The organism is Paenibacillus sp. P36 (genome assembly GCF_045866505.1).
GTDB lineage: Bacteria > Bacillota > Bacilli > Paenibacillales > NBRC-103111 > Paenibacillus_E > Paenibacillus_E chondroitinus.
Genome location: NZ_AP038372.1, coordinates 2368412 through 2391720, shown reverse-complemented (window position 1 = coordinate 2391720; position 23309 = coordinate 2368412). Strand labels below are relative to the sequence as shown.

The following is a 23309-nucleotide window of genomic DNA, read 5'->3' as shown; positions in this document are numbered from 1 at the left end:
GAACAGGTTGAGAGGGCTTTTAATGATGCAATGGCTGGAGATATTGATGGAGCCCTGCGGCTTCTAGACTGGAAACGTCACTGCTTTTATGTAAAAAATGATTACGAAAGAGAAGTTATATCGAAGGTATTTAGATATTGCACCAATGTTTTAGAATAACAATTAAGCTTGGGGTACCAGTACAAGCAACTCATATATCCAAGCTACTTCATAATTATTAACATTAGCCAATCTATAAATATAGCTAACTAAACTTTCATCGCCATATACTTTTGGAACAAATAGTAATTTCATTCTATCTATTCATAGTTCCTCAGCTCCATTACTTTTACGATAAAAAAGGCAAACGATCAATGTTGTCGTTTGCCTTTTTGTATTTTCATTCATTTTTTTGTATAGATATAAATTTCTAAAGAATTCTACAACAAATCGTCTAACGAATTATGGAACAATTCTAATGAATTATGGAATTTCACACAACAACAAAAAAAAACCAGGGGCTCCCGCCCCCGGTCCTCTTATGAGCAGCGACTGTAGCCACAGTTCGCGCAATTCTTGCACCCTTCGCTGTTAATCAGCGAAGCGGAACCGCAAGACGGGCACAAGTCCTTCGTCGCGGCGCTAGCAGCGTTGCTGCCATGAGCGCCATGCGCGGCGTGCCCGCTAGGAGCAGCCACCGGTGCCGGAGCTGGCGCATCCAGCACTTCGCTCGTCGCGGTCACGTAGTTCCGCGCGTCGTCTTGCTCGTTCATCACTTCGTCGTGCTGCTCGAGCGCTTTGGCAACCGCGTCAGCGATCGACTCGACGCGGTTCGTGCCAAATCCAATGGCGCCGGAGCCGCCAATGCCTTTCAAGTGCTTCACGAGCAGCTTCACTTTGTCGCCGTGGTCGCCGTAACGCAAGAACAACGAGCACACGCGGCCTAGTGCTTCAGACATCGCAAAAACGTCTGATCCAGCTTTCCCCACATTGAGGAAAATTTCACTCGGCGTTCCGTTCATATCATTAATCGTAATATACGCCATGCCGAATGGTGTATTCACTTTATAGGTTGCGCCTCGCAGAATTTGCGGACGGCGCTTATATTGCTTATCGAAAACTTGCTCTGTTTTGGCGTCAACATTAACCGCAAGCTTGCCTGAGAGATTCGTTAAGCTGGCTTCTTCTTTCACAGCCTCCGCAGCTACTGCAACAGGTGCTGCTTCTGCCTTCTCAACTTTCTTCTCCTCTTTCTTATCAGAACTTGTGCTAAGAACTTGAACATCACGGCTTCCATCACGGTAGATAGTAACGCCTTTACAACCCAGATCAAAAGCCAATTCATATAACCGTTTGGTCTCTTCAACTGTGAAATCGGATGGGCAATTCGCTGTTTTGGAGATCGAACTGTCAACCCATTTCTGGATCGCTGCTTGTGCGCGAATATGATCTTCAGCCGTCAACGTCATGGAAGTTACAAAGTAATCCGGCAATTCCTGATTCGGATTGGCATCTTTCCATTCTTGAGCAATCGGTACATATTGTTTATCAAATCCTAGGCGGCTTTGGCGGAAATATTCAAAGGCAAAATACGGCTCAATCCCCGTCGAAGTGCCAACCATCGTCCCTGTGCTTCCCGTTGGAGCCTGCGTGATGACCGTTACGTTGCGCATACCGTTCAGCTTAATGGCTTCGCCAACTTCCGGGAATACCTTGGTCATATTTTTCATAAAGCCGCTCTCCAGGAACTTATCTGCAATAAACGCTTGGAAAGAACCTTTCTCAGCAGCGATTTCCGCTGATGCCAGATAAGCTTCTCTTGCCATGAAGCCGTAGATTCTGTCCAAAAATGCTAAGGATTCCGGACTGCCGTAACGAATTTTCAACTTAATCATGAGTTCCGCCAAGCCCATTGATCCTAGGCCTACGCGGCGTTCCTTCTGTTGATTCTCACGGTTTTCTTCAAAATGATATGGCGTTTTGTCAATGACATTATCAAGGAAACGCGTCGAGTAGCGAACAACCGTCGCCAGATCCGCCCAATCGACATCATGTTTCTCTGCATCATAAAATTTGGATAAGTTAATCGCCGACAAGTTGCAAACTCCCCAAGCTGGAAGCCCCTGCTCCCCACACGGATTCGTACAAATAATCGGGTTGAAATACCAACTATTCGACATTTGGTTGTAGTATTCCATGAACACAACACCAGGCTCAGCCGATTTCCAAGCGGACTCAATAATCGTGTGCCACACTTCACGAGCTCTGACTGTGCGATAAGGCTTGACGGCTTTGCCAAGCTGTTTCCAAGCTTCCAAATTGCCGTCCCATTTCTCATTATATTCAGGATCCGTTGTATCTGGGAATACAAGTTCCCACTCCAAATCTTCCTTCACGGCCTTCATAAATCCATTGCTTACGCAAACGGATAAATTGGCATTGGTGATTTGTCCCATGGTTGACTTCACCGTGATGAAATCTTCCAGATCTGGATGCCAATCATTGATCATCAGCATAAGTGCCCCACGACGGCTTCCGCCCTGCTCAATCAGACCTGTTGTATAGCTGAACAAACCGCCCCATGATACAGCACCGCTCGAAGAGCCGTTAACTCCTTTGACAACGGAACGGCGTGGTCGAAGGGAAGACAGATTGATCCCCACACCGCCGCCGCGTGACATGATTTCCGTCATTTCCGAAAGTGTGCTCATAATGCCGCCACGGCTATCGTGAGGAGATGGGATCACATAACAGTTGAACAGCGTTAATTCATCACTTGCGTCCGCTCCTGCCGCAATCCGTCCACCTGGAACAAGTTTCCAATCGTCCAAAATATATCTGAATTTCTCCGTCCATTCCCTGCGTTTCTCAGGTGTCGTTTCCACGGATGCCATGGCTCCGGCCAGACGGTCCCACATTTCTTCCGGTGTCTTTTCTATGTTTAATGTAAGCTTCTCAACTGCAGATTTGACTGTCTCGCCACTGCGTGTTCTTACTTGCACGATGTCGCCTTCACGGCTAATAATTTCGCCTACTTCTTTGGCTGGGAATTTGGGATCATCCTTCGTCAATACGAGTACGGTGTCCCCCACTTTAGCAAAGCTCGTATCCGCATTCTTAAGTGCGTAGCGATCCAAAAATATTTTCTCGCTTAACCCTTCCAGCCTCTTACCTGATTGCGAAATCCCCATTGATAAATGCCCTCCCAATAAGCTACAGATTCAGCTCCAACTAAATTGAAAATTACAATATCTGGTGTGAGAAATCCATTATACAACACTAGATATGGACCTTCGAATGGCCAAAGGACCAATTTTGTTTAATAAGACAAGTAATGATCGCTTTAGCTAGAATTTACTCGAAATCTCTCTTTATTTTATAGAAAGCGAGCTGGCGGTTCGTTGCTTTTGACGATGGCGTGTTCCTCTGCTAACCTATATTTAGGATACCACAATTCGTTCATTTTTAGAACATTTGTTCGTTATTTATTTTTCCTAAGGAGATGTTAAAGACATGTATTTTTATAAAAATGAATTTATGAATAAAGCGGACATTCAACTCTCGCCCGATGATCGCGGTTATTATTTTGGAGACGGTATATATGAAGTTTTCCGTGTCTATCAAGGTAAGCTGTATGAGCAGGATGCCCATATGCAGAGGCTTCAAAGAACCGCAAGCGAGGTGCGGCTTACACTCCCTTTTACCATCGAGAAAATCGGGCAAATTCTCACCGAGCTGGTGGACAAAAATAAGCTGATCGATGGCACCGTATATCTGCAAATCACCCGAGGCGAAGCTCCACGCGCGCATCCGTTTCCGACTCAGGCAGAACCGATCATGCTGGCCTACTGCACGGAAGTGCCAAGACCAACGGCAACCATACATAACGGGATCAAAGCGATTACTTTCGCCGATATTCGCTGGTTAAGATGCGATCTCAAAACACTCAATCTGCTGCCCAATGTCATGGCCAAGCAAGCAGCGCTCGATAACAACGTGCAGGAGGTTGTGCTGCATCGCGAAGGTACGGTGACGGAGTGCAGCGCGTCTAACCTGATGATAATCAAAGATGGCGTGCTTTATACGCATCCTGCGAATCATTTGATTTTGCATGGAATTACCCGAGCAGTCGTCTTGCGTTTAGCCAGAGGTTTGAATATGCCGGTTAAAGAAGAAGCTTTTACGACGGAACAGCTTATGACGGCTGACGAAGCCTTTATCTCAGGAACAACGGTAGAAATAACGCCAATTCTGGAAGTGGATGGCCGCACGATTGGAGCCGGCACGCCAGGTGAACATACCCGCAAGCTGCAAGAGGAGTTTGTTCGTACATTCTCGTAATCAGCAAAAAACCTAAGGCATCTGCCTTAGGTTTTTTAAATCCCCAAACGAGGAACGCCAGGGCGCTATTTCAGCGAAATCGAACGTGTACAGTGACGAAAGGGAACTTCAGGCCGTTATTTCGGAGTTTTCATACGAATATGCCCGTACGCACGCCTCATCATTATCGCCGCAAGTTCCACTCATCCGTCCCATATTTCTCTTGCACAAGACGATTGGTCAACTCGATCTCAAACGGTGTCAACGAGTCCTCAACCAGCTCCACGCCTAAACCGAGTCCAATTTCACGGCGGAACGCTTCTTCAACTTGCCCCAAGGTAACGGCCTCTTTCCCCTGTGCCCGCAGCAGCTCGTTAATGGCCACCGCTTTTTTCAAAAAGCTCGTCTTCATCCGCTCCGCCACCTTCTCGTTTGAGAAACGTAGCATACGGAACAGTTGGTCCGTATCCATATCGAGCAGGATCGAGCCGTGCTGCAGCACGACGTTCTTTTGCCGTACCTGCGCGCTGCCGGCGACTTTACGCCCCTCAACCACGAGCTCATACCAGGACGGAGAATCGAAACATGCAGCCGAGCCGGCAGAGGCATATTTCTCTTTCTCCTCATCGCTTGCAAGCTGCACCATCTCGGCGTTAAGTCCTAACGCCCGGAAACCTTGCAGCAGCCCTTCGCTCAGGACGCGGTAAGCATCCGTCACATTTCGGGGAATACCCGGATAATCCTCGGCCACAATGATGCTGTAGGTCAGTTCCTTATCATGCAGAACCGCTCTGCCTCCTGTCGGACGGCGTACGAAGCCAATGCCTTCATTCGCCACGGCCTCCTGATCGACCTCAGCTGCTTTTTGGAAATAACCGATCGACAGCGTTGCTGGATTCCATCCATAAAAACGCACCGTAGGAGGGACGATTCCCTCGCTATGAGCGGTCAAAATCGCTTCATCTAAAGCCATATTTTCAGCAGGAGAACGATCCCCCGTATGTATAAATCGCCATGCCGTCATCGAAATCTTCACCCTTTCTTTCCAACCATGCTTATCAAAAGACAACCTCTATCATACCACATAACCGCCTTAAGTTACGATTCCGCTCCCTCTCCAAGCTCCCGCCCTGATTTCCTCATCTGTTTTACCATGGAAAAAGTTATGAAAGCGCCTCTTATGGACATACTAACACGTATTCGGCGTTTAGCGCCCGTGCTTCATACAAGCTTAGGTTCACGAAGTCAGTTTTCTTACGAAAACTCTTAGGAGGGCACAACTATGCGTCAACATGAACAGCAAGAGAACATTCGCCCCATTCATCATCGGTTGGACATGCACTTTGAGAGGGACTGGTTTACTGAGCTGGATCATCGTGTGCGCGGAGGAGGGCCGTGGGACGATTGGACTTTGTACCAGCTCGCCTACGAATCGGAAGAGTCGGGGCTTATTTCTACATTTGATGAAATGCAGTGCCTCCCTCATTTGGGGCAGCTTGAGCCTATGGCTCATCAGATCGATACTGCGAAGCGAGTGCTTAATGAAATGCGCGGTCGAGCCATCTTGGCCGATGAGGTGGGACTCGGGAAAACGATTGAGGCTGGGCTGATTTTAAAAGAATACATGATCCGTGGATTGGTCCGCAAAACCCTTATCCTGGTGCCGGCATCCCTTGTCCTGCAATGGGTTCGTGAATTAAACACCAAATTCGGCATACCTGCCATCGCCCATAAAAAAGCGTACATGTGGCAGCAAAGCGACATTATCGTGGCCTCCATGGATACCGCAAAACGCGATCCTCACCGGGAAATCGTGATGGGTCTGGAATACGACATGCTGATTGTTGATGAAGCTCATAAATTAAAAAATAAAAAAACGACCAACTACACTTTCGTTAATGAGCTGCGCAAAAAATATTGCCTGCTGCTCACCGCCACGCCGGTTCAAAATGATTTGAAAGAGCTCTATAATCTCATCACCCTGCTCAAGCCCGGTCAACTCGGTGTTCACAGCTCCTTTAAGTCCAACTTCGTTGTCGGCAAAAGGATTCCGAAAAATGAGATTCAGCTGCAGCAGGAGCTATCCAAAGTGATGATCCGAAATCGTCGCGGCGACGGCGGTGTTCATTACACCAAGCGGGTGGTGAAAAATATCCCGCTGACGCTTTCACCGGACGAGCAGGCGCTCTATGACGGCGTCACCAATTTCGTCCGCACGAGGTATGCGGAGAGCTCCGGCGATTTAAACAGCATGCTTTCGCTCATCACACTCCAGCGCGAGGTCTGCTCCTCCAGGGATGCCGTCTTCATCACGCTCGTGAATTTGTTCAAAAAAACAGCGGAAGATTCGCCTGTACGCGCCAAAATATGGGAGCTTGTCGAGCTGATCCGCAGCATCAAATCGAATAGCAAAGCGGAAACCACCATGAAGCTCGTGCAGGAAATTAATGATAAAGTCATCATTTTCACGGAGTATCGCGCTTCCCAGGAGTATCTGCTCAACTATTTGAAAGAGCATAAAATTACAGCAGTCCCCTATCGCGGCGGCATGAACCGTGGCAAAAAGGATTGGATGATGGATTTATTCCGCAATCGCGTACAAGTACTTGTTGCGACGGAAGCTGGCGGCGAAGGAATTAATCTGCAATTTTGCCATAACATGATTAATTTTGACCTGCCGTGGAACCCGATGCGCGTGGAACAACGGATTGGCCGTGTGCATCGACTTGGCCAGACACATGATGTGAACATCTATAATCTATCGACAAACAATACGATTGAAGAGCACATCCTCTCTTTGCTGCATGAGAAAATCAATATGTTTGAGATGGTTATCGGGCAGCTGGATACGATTTTGGAGAAGATCGAAAAAAAAGGATCTCTTGAAACTTCGTTATTCCGCATGGTCATGGAAGCAGGGTCGCGCGAGGATATTCGCAGGAAAATTGACGAGCTGGGTCATTCCTTTACTGAAATCAAAGAAGAAATCGAACACAATCCCGTGTATGGAACTGAGTTTCAACATATCCTTGATGCCGTAGGCGGCGCGCAAAGCGGTGAGGTCAGATCATGAACAAACGAAACGTTCATACCTTTGTCATGCGGTTTCTTGAAGCTTATGATTGCACCATTCTGGAGAAAAGCCCGTCTTACGTCACAGCCAAGCTCTCTCCGGAAGCAGATCGGGAAATGACGGGCCGGCCTTATTATTGGAGTTTCGTGGAGCGAACCGGGACGCCTGCCGAAACCATGACCTATAAATTCGTATTCGACCCGGAACAAATGAGGCTCGATGCCAAGTCCAAGGCTGCACCGACAGCTGTGAAGAATCCGCCTAACCCAGGCGCGCCAGCCGCACCGAACCAGGAGCAAGCGCCTGACGGTTCCTCCGACAGCATTCTTGGACGTTATTTCGGCTTCGTTCCGACTACAATTACAGCGCGTGTTCCGCAGGATGATGTCACTTTTGGCAGCAGAAGATTGGAACAAATGTTCGGTATTGTCCGAGAGCGCGGGAAATTCGTTCATCTGTTTGAGGAACCATTTCCTACGGGAGCCACCTATCATGCTGCGCTCGTGTATGATACATGGTTTTGCATCAATTACAAGGTTGAACTCGCCTGCGACCGCAAACGAAGTGAAATCCACTCCCTTGCCGTCCAATTGAACAACGGCGAGATTCGCGAGAATTTTCACAAGCATCTGCTGACCAAAGGTCTTTCTCCGAAGCTGCCGGCGAATAGTCATATTTTGCCGGATACGATATCGCTGACCAAAGCCGTGAACCTGCTGGAAACGACGCTTGAACGCAAAATAAGCACCTATGACCATAGATGGGCGGACGAGGCGAATGAGCAGCACCGCAGTGAGATTGACCGTGTCGAATCCTATTACAACGGCCTTTTGCTAAACGCAGAGCCCGATAAAAGAGATGAAATCGAAACACAATGCCGCAACCGCCTCAGAGAAATCGACTGGCAGCACAAACCGCGCATTGCCGTTTCTGTCATCAATTGCGGATTGTTTCATTTAACCGCCGGGCGATCGCCTAGGAACTGACGATAGTCGCTAAAACCTCGCAAATTAACGCTGCAGGTTCTAACAATCTTTTTATAGCATAAGAATTACAATAGATTCATACAAATGAGAAGTTAGCGATAGGCAGGTGAACATGGATGAAGCTGTGGACTGCATGGACAGCAACTTGCTTCATATGTATTGGCAGTCTCTTATTCATACCCTCCCAAAGCTCAGCGGGCGATAATCCAGATCGGACAAGCCTCGCACAGCCTGTAGGACAACCCGCAGTTATCAGCAGTCAAGTAGCTGAAACTGCAAAGCCCGTACCGGATTTGCGAAGCGAATCCACTTTATCGGCCACGGTTGAGAAGTGGCGGGTAGCGCTCGCTCGCGAAGAAGGGTTCCATAACTGGCAATCAGCAGCTTGGAACAGTTACCCGCTTGGTCCAGGGACACATGGCTGGGTCGTGATTCTCACGGATCATGGCGAGGATGTCGGCTATATGATCGTACAGTCTGTTGAAAATGGCTCCTTCCGATTAACGGAATACGGGACAGGCAAGCACCCTCTTTTCAGTTTGACCACGCTGTATCGTTCCATGGTACAGCAAGAACTCATTCCGGCAACACTTACTTATTCTGATTTTATCGCCAATGAAACGATCGCCAAAGACCGCTTATATATGGACGGCTTAACCGCTGTTTGGAGAATCAAACTTGATAATCAACTGTGCTATGTGGATGCCAAATCAGGTGAGGTACTCCCTTTAAAAGATGACCCGACGCCAAAGCTTGGGGCCGATGATAGCACACTTATGACAACGGAATTAAAAGAAGCAAGCACCATGATGCATCCAGCCTTTGATCCTTATGAACGGATGCCTTGGATTGTCGGCTCGCCGCTGCCTATGACTGGACTGAACGAACTCCAAAGCGCTCTTGCCACCAATCAACATCTGACCTTTGTCACCGAGCTATACGATGGTCAGGTTACTCTGCCACTGGCCGTATTAGGCTATCAATCATGGCAGGATGAGTTACCTTATCTGGTTCTGGATCACGAAGGACCAAGATACATTCAACTGCCTACCGCTCTGGCAATGGGGCATATTTATTAAATGGAAAAAGGACTCCCCGTCAAGTAGACGATTCTACTTCTCGGGCAGCCCTTTTTTTTGTGGCATTTTATTTTTTAGTTTTAAACTGGTCAAACAACATCCGGGCTGCCAAGGGCAGCATGCCAAACCAACGAGTCTGCCAATGCTCCCGCTGCTCTTTATGCATCGCTTTTGCTTGTTGGCGAACATCCCTTGGCGTGTCTATAAACGTCACGACCTGCTGTGTTATGTACTTGACCAAGTCATCACTTTTGGCCATACGCCCACCTGCCTTTTTCTCCCTATTGTAACCAGAGAGTCCCGGACTTAAACGGTAAGACAGGTGGAAGACATGGATTCAACTGACTCTTCCGCCGCTCTCCGAAATAATTTTATCCGCAAATGACTTAATCGTACTACAGCCGAGCAGCATCGGTTTGTTATCGCACTGCAACAGCAAGGTCTGTGCGTTCATATCCCAGGCGTATTGGAAACCAACATTCATTCCCACCACGGTAATCATGAATTTTCCCGATGCAGCATTTGGAATGGTGAAGCCTTGTTTTTTACCTACTTGTTGTAACGAACGAAACACCGAAGACGAAATCCCTCTATACGTCCAAGCATTGCAAGCCGCCATAGGTCAATCTCCTCTCTCCCCATATAGGATCACTAAATTGTATGAAGAGAGGGCTTAAATCGTGCTTGTTTCAAAAAAATCAGTCCGGCGCTGCATGCTTCCAAACCCGCTTCTAACCTCGTCCTTGCTGCATATATTAAAGTAACTAGAGAGAAAGGGGTGCATCGAATGTGGGAAGAGATGCTCCTGACTGAACAGATCAACATCCACATGGATAAAGCCAACCACATGCTGGAATTGAAGCTTCGAGACCACAAACAGGAAGATACGTTCTCCACAGTTCAGCTAAGCCATGCTGAGCTCATTTTACTTCTCCATACCCTGCTGGAAGTGAATCGGTGTTTTCGCGGGGATATCCCATATTTTCACAATTAAAAAGCACCTTCGATTCCCGCTAGCGGGTGTCGAAAGTGCTTTTTTCATAGCAATTTCTATCTTTTAGTCTCGGCTAACTCCAACAATGGAAGCCAAGAAGCGCAAGATGTACAAGAAGAGATTGATGAAATCCAAATAAATATTAAGTGCAGCAAGCGGAACCTCTTCGGCTGATACGCCATTGCGGTATTGAGCCACATCATACAGCACCCAACCGCTGAAAATCAGAATGCCGAGCATTGACCAAATCAAGTTCGTCATCGAACCAAAATTAACGAACATGCCAATGACACTCATCAAGACAAGGCCAATCGTTCCAGCGAACAAAAAGCCGCCGAGGAAGCTGAAATCACGTTGCGAACGGTGCGCGTAGAAAGCTAGTCCGCCAAAAATCGCCGCTGTCGCGAAGAATGCTCCCGACACCACGTTAGCTCCGAGCATACCCCCGTATGCCATAATCACTGGATATAAGGTTACACCGGAAATTGCCGTAAAGGCATAAAGGAAACCATATCCGATATTTTTGCCGCGAATCCGAATCACGATGGCTGCCACCAGCATGGCCACTTCGGCAATGACGAAAAGCATAATCATTGAAGGCGGAACGACCATAGCGCCGACTAGTGTCCCCAGGAAGGAAACCAAGAGGGAGATGGCAAATGTTTGAAGCACATGAGCAAAACTGCCTGAATGAGAAACCGTAACCGTTCTATCCATGAAACTGTCAACTCCTTCTATTAGAAAACATGTACAATCTATACTATGCATTATACCTAAACTTCATGAAAACCGCTATACGCCTGGACTTTAGGCTTTATTTGAAGGCGGAGATCATCTTTAGGAATATACGTTTCAGATGCGCTCGAAGTTTCGCAGGAAATCGCAGGATCAGACGCGTGCCCCAACCGTCATAAGTTCCGCCGACTTCTGCCGCTAGAACGAACAATTCTTTGGTTACCGCATTGACGGTCGGAACATCCAGCGTGTGTAATTTGCTCAAGTGAAGCACGTAGGGCTCCACCTGACGTGTCGTATCAAATTCGGAGACAATGATTCTGTAGCCAAGCGCGCCCACTTTGCTTTTCATCGCATCCATCCGGGTTGAATCCGGAAAATGCAGCCAATGCTGAACTTCCCTGGCCTTCTCCAAATTATCCCCCCGACGCTTCAGCGCATAGGCGATCTTTGCATTTCGCATCCACTGTTCTTCCAAGGGTGAAGGCGCCATTTCTTCCAGATAGAAGCTCCAGTCTGCGTCCAAATTCATCGAGAAATAATAACGGAACTTAGGAAAATCCGCCAGTACCCGCTTCATTTCCAGCTCCCAATCCCAGTCATCCTTGGCGTAAAAGTACATTTCCATTTTATTATTTGAAGAAATGCGCCCGGCATAAAGGGCATATCCCTGATCTTTCATCCGTGAAATAAGTTTGTCTTCGAGCTCATAAAAGGCTTGCTGCGCCTTTTGTGTTGAGCTGTCCGAGAGGTCCCACAAGCTATACATATTAAATACGATTGTAATTCTTTGACCATATCCTATGAAAGGAGCTTTCTGCTTCAAAGCAGTGTTCATAAAGACTAGAACCTGCTCCCGATCCCGGATGCGTTCGAACAAATTCCAATCTTCTTCCATAGGATGACCCCCTATTTCCTTTCCAGATAATATTTATTATATAAGCCTTAGGCCTAGCTGCCTACCCATCTGTGCATGATTTCCTAGGAATAAAAAAAAACAACCCCCTCAGAACCTGAAAGGGTTGTTACGGTTGATGCGATCAAGAGGACTCGAACCTCCACGGGGGTAAGCCCACACGGACCTGAACCGTGCGCGTCTGCCAATTCCGCCATGATCGCAAATGATGTGGTGACAAAAATAAATATAACATGGGACTCGAAAGCTCGTCAACGAAACTTTTACAATTCATGTATAAATACAAACCCCGCTCCTAAACCTATTCCCAAAGGAGGGATGACGAATGGATGAGGAAGAAATCAAAGCTCTCGAACCCAAATACACAGGCAATCAGCGACATCTCACAGAAGGTGAAGCTGAAGGCATCGTACATGATCCCAATTTCAAAAATGAAGATGAAGATCCCGATGGCGTTGATGTGTATCCTGCCGGGCTTGCCTTCGGCGTTTTCCGCAAACCGTAGCTAGCGTAGCATAACAATGTTATTCGTCTCTGGGTGCGCCTCCGGCAAGCACCGATAAGGACAGACATAGAAAACGCCCCACTGCATCCTCACGGATCAGTCGGGCGTTTTCTCATACAACTGTCCCGATGCCAAGATGGCCTCGTACACAGTTCTTCCAATCATGTTGCCCAGCGCAGTTGCCGTGCCCGCATAGCTGTACAAGCGGCCGCGGCATGTCGTGGCGATGAGCACCGCGTCCGTGGTCGTTCCTGTAGCCGGATGACCGTCGACTTCAACGCCTAATGCCTGAAGTGCAGCCGCTTTGGCTTCCGTCGCGGTGATGACCGCGTTGACCATCGCGGCATCGGTTAATTGCCCCTCGATAACGACAATGGTATTTATCGTACCGGGAAAAAGCGAGGCGGCAGCCACTTCGGCCCCTGCCCTAGCTTTGTTCCCGAGACCTACCGTGACCCATGCACAAACGTGCAGTGGATACGTCTCGTTCTCGGCATCCTCGGCACCATTTCGCGTCCAAGTGAGCGTGCTGTAGCCAACATCCTTCACCCAAGCTGCCGTCAGCATGCCAGCCGTTTCCCGAGGATTCAGCCCTTCACGTTGGATGAAATCATCCATCTCGCGAAGGGGATCAGCCTCGTTATAAAGCCTATGTACCTGCCTATTCATTAACGATCGAAACATCCCGAATCCTCCGCCCCATGGCGAAGAATTCAAGGTACGCATCGGACTATCACTACGGATTAACATGTAACTGCCGTGTTCGGAATTCACCAAATCCATCTGGACTCCGGTGATGGGAACCCTATTCTGATTCATCCGCAGCATCATCCGGTTCAATCAATTCTTGCGGAAGCATATATTCCGGTGGCCGTTCAGCTTCATAAGGCTGATACACATAGCTGCGTGCAAGCTTGACCACTCTGCGATTTTTTTTGCGGATTAAAACACTATCATCATCCCAAGCGACAACAATGCCGCGGACATCATTCCTTGGGCTAACATCGCGAATCACGCGAAGCAATGTGCTTTCAACACGATAAAGATCCAATTGATCATCTGTTATCATTTCTCTTACCTCCAACCATCCAGTTTTACACCTTAAGCATACACCAATTCCTGTCTAGTTGAAACTTTACATAAATCCGCTAGATCAGGGTTACCTTAATCATGACGAAGCAATAGAACGCCATTATAACCTTGGGGGTTTTCCTATTGGACAAAAAAACGTATTACGTGAATGTCGGGACGGGTGAAGTATTGGAAGACAGGACCTCACTCAATTATGAATTTGAGATTTCCGCTAACGATGAGGAATTTGATCAATTGATGGAGCTCTTTGAGGAGACAGATAACACGTCCCAAGCCAGCTATGCGACCTCTTGGCTGCCTTTGTCGGTTTATTACTCCAATGAGACCAATCAAGAATATGATTATTATTTGACGGAAGTGTATCGCACCTTGCATCGATTAGGGAATGAACAAACCAAAAGGCATATTGAAAGTATGAATATATTAAAAAATGGTGTCTAACGAGATCTCACCGGCAGACTGCCTACGGAATGAAAAAAGGCCAACGAATCCATAACGGATCCATTGGCCTCTTGAATTTACATTAGCTTACATGTTCCTTGGAATCATTCGTTTCAAACCAGAAATCAAGGACCTTGCTTGACATGACACGCTTCTGAATATATTCCACTTGCGCTGCGGAAAATTGCTGTTCCCATTCAATGGTCAGCTCTGTGCAGAGCTTCACGATCGTTAACAACTCAGACCAAGCGACATAGCGTTTGTACCAGAAAAATTGAGGATGTTCGATCATATACGGATATAGATCATCAAATTCTGTATGCTTACAATCAAGAGCACGTTCAAAATGTGTTTTGGCTTCCCCAAGCTTAGTCATGAAATATTCAATGGAACCATTTTCGATACCCATAGATGTCAGCCTCCTCTCTTACCTTGTAACCATTATAATGGATAATTGGCAATCAGGGAAGTCAAAGACTAGATGTAAAATCAGTCAAAAGTGATTTGCCCGTTCTCTAGCGAAGCAATTCTTGCTAACGATTCCACCCGAATGCCGCGTTCTCTAATCGAACTGCCGCCGGATTGGAACGATTTCTCCACCGCAATACCGACACCGACGAGTTCAGCCTCCGCCTTCTCAATAATGCGAATTAAGCCGCGAGCCGCGTCCCCATTGGCAATAAAATCATCAATAAGCAGCACACGTTCACCCTTATGCAGCAAATGCGAGGAGACCATAATGTCGGTCACAATGCCTTTGGTAAAAGAAGGCACACGCTCGCTATACGTATCTTGATCCATCGTTAACGTTTTCTTGCGGCGCGCAAAAATCATGGGAATCTCAAGATGCAATGCGGTTGTGAAGGCAATTGGAATGCCTGAGGACTCTACAGTTAACACCTTGTCCGGCTTGGTCTCTCTGAAAAGTCTTGCAAACTCTCGTCCCATCTCCATGGTCAAAACCGGATCCACCTGATGATTAAGAATGGCATCCAGCTTAAGTACTTTATCCGATACAACGACACCGACTTCCTGGATCCGCTGCTTTAACAATTCCATGATACTGGCCCCCTTAATCCTGTCTATTATGAGTAAGTTACCATAATGATGAAGTAGGTTTCAAGTCCCAATTTGCGAATATCGCTCTTGGAAGTGAAACTTTTCTTGCCGAATAGGTGTCTATACTTATACAGGATTTAACTTTTTCGAATTTGTTTTAGAAATGCTCACATTTAGGCAGCAAGATCCATTGAGATTGACAACCCGAACGCAGTATGATTAGTAATATTCTTTTTAAGACAACTATTCGGCAGAAAGGAAAGATGATGATGAACAATGCGATGAGACCCGTCATGCTCGGCTTTGTGCCTGTTGCATTTTCCTTGCTTATCGTAGCTGGCTGCCAAGAGTCATCTGCACCTTCCGCTCAGCCTACTATAGATCCATCGGTTCATGTTCAGAAGCAGAATCCAAGCACAACACCGGTCAGCACGCCTGCCGTACTGGCTGTAGAAACTCCAGCTGCTTCCTTGGTGCCGGAGGATACGATAGCCAAGCATGAAGCGCAAGTTGCAAACACGAACAAAACGGACTTATCGGATCTGCCTCAGAGCGCTGCGAGCGCCAAGCCAACGACAAAACCGCGGGTGAAAGCTGAAGATGCTTACCAGCAGGAGAAACCGACTCTAATGGGCTTAAAGCTTGGAACGAGCAAAAACCTGGTGCTGGATCGATTCGGCAAAGCCAAGAAACAATTCGTTATGGATGAAGACGATGACGCGATTCAAGTTTACGATTTTGGTGATTTCTCCGTTGGCTTTAATGTCAAGGATGCCCTTGAATTCGTGGATGTACACTCCACGGATATTGATCCGGGACTTCGCGGCCTGCACCTCGGCCAGAAAGTGGAGGATGCCATTAGCATTCTCGGAAAACCGGATTCCAACACAACCTATGTGCTTTCTTACAAATCACAAGGGACGCTTCTGAAGCTCGATGTAGACCCCAATGCTAACACGATCCAATCGATTAAGCTTTTCGCAGATCGTTAATACCGCTCAACAAACCGAAGACCATACCGTCATCCATAGGATGGCAAGTATGGTCTTTCTTTGCGTTCAGATCGCTCTTCTTTTCCGAAAGCGGAAATAAATCACCGCTCCTATCGCAGCCACAACCACGAGAATAATGAAACTGACACCCATATATTTATGAATCAAATTGAACAAGCCATCCAAATTGCTGCCGATAAAATGGCCCAAGGTCAAGAAGGTTGTACACCACAGCAGCGCCCCTGTCCCCGCATAGAGCATGTATTTGTAGAACTTCACTCCGCTTACCCCGGACAAATAGCAGGTGAAATGGCGGACTCCCGGCACGAAATACCCGAAGAATACGGTCCACAGCCCATATTTATGAAACCAGCCTTCCGCTCTTTCGATCCGGTCCGGCGTCAATTTGAACCATTTTCCATAGCGGTACAAGAAGGGCTTGCCCACCCGGTGACCAATGAGATAACTCACAATCATCCCCGTCATCGTACCTGCATAAATCACAATCAACGTTGTCCCGTACTCAAAAGGACCTCCAGGCGCGGTCAACGAGCCCACGAAAGCCATCAAGGTTTCATCCGGTATAGGTACGCCAACGATGCCGGCAGACAACAAAATGTACAGAGCAATATAGCCATAATGTCCAATAAAATCATAAAGAGCTTCTTTCACAAAAGACACACTCCCAATTTCTTACGTCTTTCTGTTCCTAACCATTTTATCAAAAATAAGGGCTTGCCCCAAGTTGCAGTCATGCTACTGTCTCCGCGAACATACCTTGTACTATATCAAACGAAAGAAAGCGGGGCAATCCATGCGAAAAGGGTCACAGATCGTCCGTATTGCCTTTACCTATATCGGGACTGTCGTTGGAGCAGGTTTTGCTTCCGGACAAGAGATTTTGCAATTTTTTACGCGCTACGGATGGATAGCTTCTTTAACGATCGCTTTGTCCACCCTCCTATTTATATGGATTGGCATCAAACTCATGCTAATGGCTCATACATTAAAAGCCACATCTTATGAGGATTTAAATCGGGTCATTTTTGGGCCGAAAATAGGAAATGGGATCAGCTTGTTTACGATGATCGTGTTGTTCGGAATCACAACGGTCATGCTTGCCGGCGGAGGAACAGTATTTGAGGAGCAGCTGCATCTGTCCTATCAAACTGGACTTTTGGTCACCTTGGTTCTCTCCTATCTCGTATTATCACGAGGAATCGGCGCCATTATGACCGTCAACTCCATTGTCGTTCCTATCATGCTGCTTTTTAGCGTGGTTATCGTCGTTTATACGTGGCATTCACCGTCTTCGGGAAACTGGCTGAGGATCACAACGGATGATTCGCTTGGTAAAATATGGTTTGCCCCGTTTCTCTACACAGCCTTCAATTTGGCCATGGCACAAGCCGTTCTGGTGCCGATGGGAGCTTCCATCACGAAGCGCTCAGAGCTTTACTGGGGCGGGCTTATTGGCGGGGCCGGCATCGGACTGCTGCTCCTCTCAGCACACTATGCGCTTTCAGCGCAAATGCCTGGCATCGCGCAGTATGAGATTCCAATGGGGAATATCATTAACAGGCTGGGCTCAGCCCCTCAGATCGCCTATTTGCTCGTGATCTACGGAGAGATTTTCACGACATTTATCGCTGATGCATATGGCTTGTCCTTGCAGCTGCAGCAACGTACCAAATTAAACCCTAAGTTACTTCTGTTTAGCATCTTAGGACTTAGTTATCTCGTCAGCCAAATTGGTTTCAAAACGCTTCTTGCCGCTCTGTACCCTGTATTCGGCTTAATTAGTGTTGTCTGGCTCGTGCTCATGATCTGGCGCAACCGTAAACGTACGGTGTAGAACGCCGGTTTGTGCGAAGCCGAGAACGACGATCAAACGAACCATCAACAAGAGCATCCCCATCGCGCATAAAATAAGACCAGTAAGCAAATAGGAAAAATGAAAAGCAGCCGTCGTCGCCGTTTGATCGCGCAAGATCGCGAATAGTTGAGCTAACAATAGCAGCAGACCACTGATAAACAGTCCGATCACCGTATAATCCATCACCGTCCAACGTGAAAAATAGCTCACCGCAATCTCCACTTGGCTCAAAGCCTTTGGCGCTGCCGCCTGCTGACGCCAAAGCTGATGAATCATCCAAGCCGTGTAAATGGCGACGCCCGTTACAAAAAGACCCAACAACCCGCCAATTATCGCTAATAGCATATTCATGCCTAAGTCCTCCTTCTGAATTGTCGACTATCCATGCCGCAGACCGTAAATGAGGATAAGCGTCAAACCAAAGCAAAGAACCGGCAGCGCATAAAGAAGAGGAAACAGCATCCAGCTTGGGAGATTCATCGCTGGTTTCCATAGAAGCTGAAGTCGCCTTACTTCAGCTTCTTCCGGACTTTCTGCAGGCTTAAGTGATTTAACGGATAGCGCCTCCGCTGCCCCTTCGTTCCACTCAATCCTCCCTTTTTTCCAACCAACTTGGTACGTAATTTCACGGTGTTCTTTCTTCTTCTCGCTTCCTGGCTCCACTTTGATTCCTCCAGCTTTTTTCTTCAACTTATATGAGTGTGAACCGGTTCTCATGCCATTCAGGACAACCCGTTTACAAGTTTATTAATTGATAGTTGGGAATAACGCGTGCAGCCGCATCCCGCACATGCCCGTGACACGTAAACAACAGCACTTGATGCCTGCTGCTTAAATCAGCGAGCACACGCAGACAGCTCTCCATTCGTTCTTCATCGAAATTGACCAGAATATCATCCATAACAAGCGGTAACACCGCTTTGCCGGCGTATTCTTCCACAAGCGCAAAGCGCATGGATAGATATAGCTGCTCCGCCGTTCCACGACTCAGTTGACTCGTATCTACGGACTGTCCATTGGATCTAACCGCAACAAGACGCTGTTCTCCAAACGGCGCTTTGACATGGGTGAAGGCTCCATTCGTCATCCTGGTCAAATAATCGGATGCTCGTAAAAGCACACCTGGCTGCCGTTCCTGCTCGTAAACTTCACGCGCTTTCTTCATGAGCAGGGAAGCAAAAGATGCCACAGCATACTGATCGACCTGTTCCCGAATCGAAGCCCGATAAGCTTCAGCTTGAAGTTGGCCGTCGGCTTGCTCAGAACCTTGCTCCAGCTGTTCGATGTGTGCCGTCAGTTTACCGGCTGCTTCGCGGAGTTCGTTCGTTAAGGCTGCCGTTTCCGCCATCTGCTGTTCAATCGTCTCCAAACGGTAAGCGATATCGGCTTCCCCTTGCGTCTCCAAAAGCTCCGTATAGCTGGCAAGTGACGCACGGCTTAGCAAAGCCTCAAGCGAAGATTCCAACAGCTTCTGTTCATCGGTCAACTTCTTGCGCTCTTCCTGCTCTCTTTCCTGTAAGCGCAGCGCTTCGCCATCTTCTGCAGAAGCTTCCTGCAGCAAGATCGCAAGCCGCTCACGCGTGCGCTGCTCGGCAGCATCCAGAAGCTGCAGCTCTTCAGCAACCTCTGCATAAAGCGCTTCGCTATGCTTTTTCGCTGCAAGCAGCTTCAGCTGCTCTTGCTCCTGCTCTTTCCAGCGTTTGAGCGCAAATAAAGGCTCTTGCGCTGGGGATAGTTGAAGCCGCATTACAATAGCTTCTTCATATTGCTTTACACTTTGAAGCAATGCCGCAAGCCTTGCTTCCAGTTTATGGAGCTGGCGTAGACTCTCCTGCCCCTGCTCAATCGCCTGAATCGTTTCCATTGCGGCATCAGGGGACAAGCGCCCGCTTAAGCCGAGGGATACGAGCCAACTGCTCCAATTCCTCTGAAGCTGCTCAGACTCCGCTACGTGCTGTTCATACACAATCCCTCGCTGCTCTTCTTGGAGTTGAAGGGAGTCGCGCATTTCCTTCGCATCTTGCAGCTTGTCCACCTTGCGTTTCTGCTGATCCAGCTGTTGCTTGTTGTGCTCGGCTTCTCTCAACCATGCATCCAATTGAGGCTGAAAACTATGAAGAGCGTACGCTTCGGTACGGCTTCTTGGCTGTGAAACGTGCAAAGCGGATGCTGCCGCAGCTTCGTTAAATCCTATCTGTGTCTGACTGGATCTCATGAATGCAGTGATTTGTTCCTGCAAACGGCTTTCCAACTCAAGAAGTTCGCGAGTGGTCGCTTCGTTCGGAGAGGGCTCCTGGCTAGAGGACGCCGTCATCGTGCGGGAAGCCCTACGATCCGAACCTGATCGGTCGCCGAATTGGATGAAGAGTGCCGCCCCTGCAAATAGCAGGAACGCACAAACAGCTATTGCCCAGCTGCTTTGCCATGCCAGCAGAATTGGAACAATAATCGCCAATGCGCCGAAGAAAAGCACCATTCGTTTTCGAAGCTTCCGCGAGGCCGCTTTCCCTGCCTTGGCCGCTTCCTCCAGGCTGAGCTTGTATTGATTCTGCACAGCTTCCTGTTCTTTGTGATGCTGAACTTCCCTGACCAGCAGCTGCCACTGCGCGTAATCTCTTGTGATTCTTTGCAGCTCCGTTCCAGGATCCATCCCTCCCGGAAATGAAGGGGCTAACCGGACATCGGCTTCCAAGAGGCGAATACTATCCTCCATCCGCAGAAGCTGCTGTTCCAGGCTTTCCAGCTCGGTTCGAACACGCAGCTCATCCGCCCGGCACTTGTGGAACTGTTCCTTGTAGGATCGAATCTGCTCGCGAAGGGAAATGGACACGGCAAAGGCGCCAAGATCCATCTGACCTTCCCCGTCTGCGCCGTCTATTTGTTTCAGCAGTCTGTCGATCTGCGCGCGCCCGTGTTCTTGTTCCACGCGCAGCCCGTCCAAACTGCGCTTCTGTTCTTCATACGTGGCTGCTTGCTCCAGCCAATGATTCAGCTCCGTCTGATGCGCGAGCACATCAGGCTGGATGCGGATCGCGCCCAGCTGTTCCGCAAGCGTCTGCTGCCGCAGGCTGAGCCTTGCGCGCTCCGAATGGAGGCGCTCCAGCTCCGCCTCAAGCGCGTCCAGCCTCGCCGAGGCGTGCTCGGGGAAGCCAGCCAGCTCCGGCAGCGCCGCGAGCTCCTGGCCGATCTGCCGCAGCCGGATCCATCCGCTGCGCGCCTTGCCGGCCAGGCTGAGCCGGAGCTGCTCCGCGCGCAGCGCCTCCTGCTGCTCCTCCAGAGCAGCAATGCGCTCCTCCGCGGAGCGGCGCTCTCCCTGCAGCCGATCATAATCGGCTGCCAAATCATGGCTGCGGCGCAGCGACTGCTCCAGACCCTCCAGCTCCTTCAGGAGACGATTCATCTCCTGATTGCGCCCGCGGGGTCTGTACAGGCCGTCGGCCTGCGCCGTCAGCTTGCGCTCGGCTTCCATAATCGCCGAGCCGCTTACACCAAGCCCAGCGCTATATAGATAGCCGCTGAGCTCGTCCGTCTGCAAGGTGCGAAGCTCCTGCAGCTCGGTTAAACCAAAAGCGAACAAGCTGCGGAAGAGGTCGGCCGATAGGCCGCCTAGCAGCGTGTTCAGGAGCTCTTCGCCCCCGGTGGTGCCATCACCGAGGGTAACCTTTACGTGCCCCGCAGAGGCACGTTTGCCGCCTGCGGCTGGCGCGTCGTAGCGCTCGACGCGAATGAGCTGACCCTGCTCATCCTGCAGGGTCAAAGCGCCGCCATGGGCGCCGCCGCCCAGCGGCTCGTAGCGTTCCGACCGGTTCTGCCGGGTCGGGAACCCGAACAGCACCGCGCGGACGAAGCCCATGAGCGTGCTCTTGCCCGCTTCGTTGGCGCCGTAGAACAGCGCCAGCGGGCTGTCTGTGTCGAGCTGCCGCTGCCGCAGGCTGCCGAAGCCATCTACCTGGATGGATACGATCTTCATCCAGGCCACCCCCCTTCCGCGGACAGGAGATCCGCGGCCATTTCTTCTGCGGCGCGCAGCCATTCGCGCAGCCGCTCGGGATCCGCCGCAGCCGGGTCGCCGGCAGCCTGCGGCAAGTTTTGCAGCGCGGCGAGGGCTTCGCCCGCGAACGCTTGCAGCGCAGCGTCGTCTCCGCGCAGCGCTGCCGAAATCCGCAGAAGATCGCCAAGAAAGCTCTTCTCCTGCTGCAAGGCCTCCAGATCGAGCTCACTGGCCGTTCGGTCCTCGATCGATTCGATCCAGACGAAGCGGCTCCGCTCTGCTTCATCCGAGCGCAGCTCAGCGATCAGTTCCTGGAGCATCCGCCCTTTGCGGAGTATGCCAGAGACTGCGCTTCGCCCTTCCAAAACGATACGGACGACAGCATCGCGTCCGTCTGCTTCAAACCTGGCCCGTTCAAGTTGGTCCCCAACCTTGTCCTTCAATTCTTGCTCCGTCTGCAAGCCAGCAACAGACAGCCGCATCTGGAACCAGCGCACCTGATCCAGTGCGCGAAAGACGAGATCAGCTCGTCCATTGTCCGACATGTCAACGATATAACAGCCGCGCGGCCCTGTTTCCCGGATATTTCGCCCCTGCAGGTTACCCGGATACACAATTGCCGGCTGCTCATGAAGCACATTTCTAGTGTGAACGTGGCCCAAAGCCCAATAGTGCATACCCGCTTTCAGCAAATCTTGCTTGCTGCATGGCGCGTAGTTATCATGAGCCGGGTCACCGTCGACATTCGTATGTAAAAGCGCAATTTGAGCTGCATCTTCGCGTCCTGGCTTAAACTGCACCGCCAAGTTTTCCATAACCGCCGCACTGCGATAAGAAATCCCATGAATCTGGGCGATGACGCCGCGATCTGGTTTCGTTACCGTCAGCGTCTCGACTTGATCGCACGCAAAAAAATGGACGTCTGCCGGCCAAACCAGCTTTGCGGCGCGTCCATCCTCCGGGTCATGATTTCCATGAATGATATAAGTAGGGATTCCTTGCGCAGCCAACTGCTCCAACGCTTTCTGAAAGCGAATTTGTGCGCGAAGGGAACGATCCGATAAATCGTAGACATCCCCGCTGATAAGTACAAAATCAACCTGCTCTTGAACAGCTGCCGCTACGAGTTCCTTGAGCGCACCGAACGTCGATTCTCGCATGCGCTCACGAACGCGTTCAGGCAGCGCCGACATGCCTTTGAACGGGGAATCCAGATGCAAGTCGGCGGCATGCATAAACCGCAGTTGTTTCATGTCTCTAACGCCTTCCTG

Annotated in this window: 24 protein-coding genes and 1 tRNA gene; 9 read left to right on the top strand and 16 right to left on the bottom strand. The window is 49.4% G+C overall.

What is annotated here, in order from left to right:
- Nucleotides 1-518 precede the first annotated feature (518 nt).
- The gene (locus ACKTT9_RS10945) at nt 519-3170 is read right to left on the bottom strand and encodes an adenosylcobalamin-dependent ribonucleoside-diphosphate reductase (RefSeq protein WP_407871556.1); all 2652 of its coding nucleotides are present in this window, start codon (nt 3168-3170) and stop codon (nt 519-521) included.
- Nucleotides 3171-3492: 322 nt separating this feature from the next.
- On the opposite strand from ACKTT9_RS10945, the gene dat reads away from it, so the two are divergent.
- The gene (gene dat / locus ACKTT9_RS10940) at nt 3493-4320 is read left to right on the top strand and encodes a D-amino-acid transaminase (protein WP_407871555.1); all 828 of its coding nucleotides are present in this window, start codon (nt 3493-3495) and stop codon (nt 4318-4320) included.
- Nucleotides 4321-4483: 163 nt separating this feature from the next.
- Here dat and ACKTT9_RS10935 read toward each other — a convergent pair whose 3' ends face one another.
- Nucleotides 4484-5323: a biotin/lipoate A/B protein ligase family protein gene (locus ACKTT9_RS10935; RefSeq protein ID WP_127458546.1), complete on the bottom strand. Its 840-nt coding sequence runs from the start codon at nt 5321-5323 to the stop codon at nt 4484-4486.
- 258 nt (nt 5324-5581) lie between these two features.
- On the opposite strand from ACKTT9_RS10935, the gene ACKTT9_RS10930 reads away from it, so the two are divergent.
- From ACKTT9_RS10930 to ACKTT9_RS10920, 3 genes are all read left to right on the top strand, one after another.
- Nucleotides 5582-7372 (top strand): DEAD/DEAH box helicase, encoded by a 1791-nt coding sequence (locus ACKTT9_RS10930; protein WP_157325725.1) that lies wholly within the window; start codon nt 5582-5584, stop codon nt 7370-7372.
- Nucleotides 7369-8358 carry a YqhG family protein gene (locus tag ACKTT9_RS10925; RefSeq protein WP_407871554.1) on the top strand — a complete coding sequence of 330 codons (990 nt, stop codon included), beginning with the start codon at nt 7369-7371 and terminating at the stop codon, nt 8356-8358. The genes ACKTT9_RS10930 and ACKTT9_RS10925 overlap by 4 nt, the downstream gene beginning before the upstream one ends.
- Before the next feature lie 116 nt (nt 8359-8474).
- The gene (locus ACKTT9_RS10920) at nt 8475-9437 is read left to right on the top strand and encodes a hypothetical protein (RefSeq protein WP_407871553.1); all 963 of its coding nucleotides are present in this window, start codon (nt 8475-8477) and stop codon (nt 9435-9437) included.
- Between the two features lie 67 nt (nt 9438-9504).
- Here the strand turns inward: ACKTT9_RS10920 and ACKTT9_RS10915 are convergent, their stop codons facing one another.
- The gene (locus ACKTT9_RS10915; protein WP_157325731.1) at nt 9505-9696 is read right to left on the bottom strand and encodes a YqzE family protein; all 192 of its coding nucleotides are present in this window, start codon (nt 9694-9696) and stop codon (nt 9505-9507) included.
- Between the two features lie 78 nt (nt 9697-9774).
- The gene (locus ACKTT9_RS10910; protein WP_127458551.1) at nt 9775-10056 is read right to left on the bottom strand and encodes a hypothetical protein; all 282 of its coding nucleotides are present in this window, start codon (nt 10054-10056) and stop codon (nt 9775-9777) included.
- A gap of 168 nt (nt 10057-10224) precedes the next feature.
- On the opposite strand from ACKTT9_RS10910, the gene ACKTT9_RS10905 reads away from it, so the two are divergent.
- Complete coding sequence (locus ACKTT9_RS10905; protein WP_407871552.1) at nt 10225-10431, top strand: hypothetical protein; 207 nt, start codon at nt 10225-10227, stop codon at nt 10429-10431.
- Nucleotides 10432-10494: 63 nt separating this feature from the next.
- Here ACKTT9_RS10905 and ACKTT9_RS10900 read toward each other — a convergent pair whose 3' ends face one another.
- From ACKTT9_RS10900 to ACKTT9_RS10890, 3 genes are all read right to left on the bottom strand, one after another.
- On the bottom strand, nt 10495-11148 hold the full coding sequence (locus ACKTT9_RS10900) for a Bax inhibitor-1/YccA family protein (RefSeq protein WP_157325737.1): 654 nt from the start codon (nt 11146-11148) through the stop codon (nt 10495-10497).
- A gap of 97 nt (nt 11149-11245) precedes the next feature.
- Entirely contained in the window at nt 11246-12064 is an 819-nt protein-coding gene (locus ACKTT9_RS10895) for a DUF695 domain-containing protein (protein WP_407871551.1), read from the bottom strand.
- A gap of 137 nt (nt 12065-12201) precedes the next feature.
- Nucleotides 12202-12285, bottom strand: a tRNA-Leu gene (locus ACKTT9_RS10890).
- Between the two features lie 122 nt (nt 12286-12407).
- On the opposite strand from ACKTT9_RS10890, the gene ACKTT9_RS10885 reads away from it, so the two are divergent.
- Complete coding sequence (locus tag ACKTT9_RS10885) at nt 12408-12587, top strand: hypothetical protein (RefSeq protein WP_315954075.1); 180 nt, start codon at nt 12408-12410, stop codon at nt 12585-12587.
- Between the two features lie 96 nt (nt 12588-12683).
- Here ACKTT9_RS10885 and ACKTT9_RS10880 read toward each other — a convergent pair whose 3' ends face one another.
- Nucleotides 12684-13406 carry an adenosylcobinamide amidohydrolase gene (locus ACKTT9_RS10880; RefSeq protein WP_407871550.1) on the bottom strand — a complete coding sequence of 241 codons (723 nt, stop codon included), beginning with the start codon at nt 13404-13406 and terminating at the stop codon, nt 12684-12686.
- Nucleotides 13393-13656: a hypothetical protein gene (locus tag ACKTT9_RS10875; RefSeq protein WP_407871549.1), complete on the bottom strand. Its 264-nt coding sequence runs from the start codon at nt 13654-13656 to the stop codon at nt 13393-13395. Before ACKTT9_RS10875 ends, ACKTT9_RS10880 begins: the two co-directional genes overlap by 14 nt.
- A 146-nt stretch (nt 13657-13802) precedes the next feature.
- Between ACKTT9_RS10875 and ACKTT9_RS10870 the strand changes: the two genes are divergently transcribed.
- Nucleotides 13803-14120 carry a hypothetical protein gene (locus ACKTT9_RS10870; protein ID WP_407871548.1) on the top strand — a complete coding sequence of 106 codons (318 nt, stop codon included), beginning with the start codon at nt 13803-13805 and terminating at the stop codon, nt 14118-14120.
- An 82-nt stretch (nt 14121-14202) separates the two neighbouring features.
- On the opposite strand, the gene ACKTT9_RS10865 is transcribed toward ACKTT9_RS10870, so the two are convergent.
- Together ACKTT9_RS10865 and ACKTT9_RS10860 are read right to left on the bottom strand one after the other, a co-directional pair.
- Complete coding sequence (locus tag ACKTT9_RS10865; RefSeq protein WP_079413697.1) at nt 14203-14529, bottom strand: hypothetical protein; 327 nt, start codon at nt 14527-14529, stop codon at nt 14203-14205.
- Between the two features lie 80 nt (nt 14530-14609).
- Complete coding sequence (locus ACKTT9_RS10860; RefSeq protein ID WP_407871547.1) at nt 14610-15179, bottom strand: xanthine phosphoribosyltransferase; 570 nt, start codon at nt 15177-15179, stop codon at nt 14610-14612.
- A 263-nt stretch (nt 15180-15442) separates the two neighbouring features.
- Here ACKTT9_RS10860 and ACKTT9_RS10855 point away from each other — a divergent pair, with 263 nt between their 5' ends.
- On the top strand, nt 15443-16171 hold the full coding sequence (locus ACKTT9_RS10855; RefSeq protein WP_407871546.1) for a hypothetical protein: 729 nt from the start codon (nt 15443-15445) through the stop codon (nt 16169-16171).
- A 66-nt stretch (nt 16172-16237) separates the two neighbouring features.
- On the opposite strand, the gene ACKTT9_RS10850 is transcribed toward ACKTT9_RS10855, so the two are convergent.
- A complete protein-coding gene (locus ACKTT9_RS10850; RefSeq protein WP_407871545.1) occupies nt 16238-16843 on the bottom strand; it encodes a DedA family protein in 606 nt (201 codons plus the stop codon).
- 142 nt (nt 16844-16985) lie between these two features.
- Between ACKTT9_RS10850 and ACKTT9_RS10845 the strand changes: the two genes are divergently transcribed.
- On the top strand, nt 16986-18026 hold the full coding sequence (locus tag ACKTT9_RS10845) for a hypothetical protein (RefSeq protein ID WP_157325745.1): 1041 nt from the start codon (nt 16986-16988) through the stop codon (nt 18024-18026).
- Here ACKTT9_RS10845 and ACKTT9_RS10840 read toward each other — a convergent pair.
- From ACKTT9_RS10840 to ACKTT9_RS10825, 4 genes are all read right to left on the bottom strand, one after another.
- Nucleotides 17967-18398 (bottom strand): hypothetical protein, encoded by a 432-nt coding sequence (locus ACKTT9_RS10840; protein WP_157325746.1) that lies wholly within the window; start codon nt 18396-18398, stop codon nt 17967-17969. The two genes, ACKTT9_RS10845 and ACKTT9_RS10840, sit on opposite strands and share 60 nt — an antisense overlap.
- A 27-nt stretch (nt 18399-18425) precedes the next feature.
- Nucleotides 18426-18710 carry a hypothetical protein gene (locus ACKTT9_RS10835; RefSeq protein ID WP_407871544.1) on the bottom strand — a complete coding sequence of 95 codons (285 nt, stop codon included), beginning with the start codon at nt 18708-18710 and terminating at the stop codon, nt 18426-18428.
- 73 nt (nt 18711-18783) lie between these two features.
- Nucleotides 18784-22017, bottom strand: coding sequence for an AAA family ATPase (locus ACKTT9_RS10830; RefSeq protein WP_407871543.1), 3234 nt, complete (start codon nt 22015-22017; stop codon nt 18784-18786).
- The gene (locus tag ACKTT9_RS10825) at nt 22014-23291 is read right to left on the bottom strand and encodes an exonuclease SbcCD subunit D (protein ID WP_407871542.1); all 1278 of its coding nucleotides are present in this window, start codon (nt 23289-23291) and stop codon (nt 22014-22016) included. The genes ACKTT9_RS10830 and ACKTT9_RS10825 overlap by 4 nt, the downstream gene beginning before the upstream one ends.
- Nucleotides 23292-23309 lie beyond the last annotated feature (18 nt).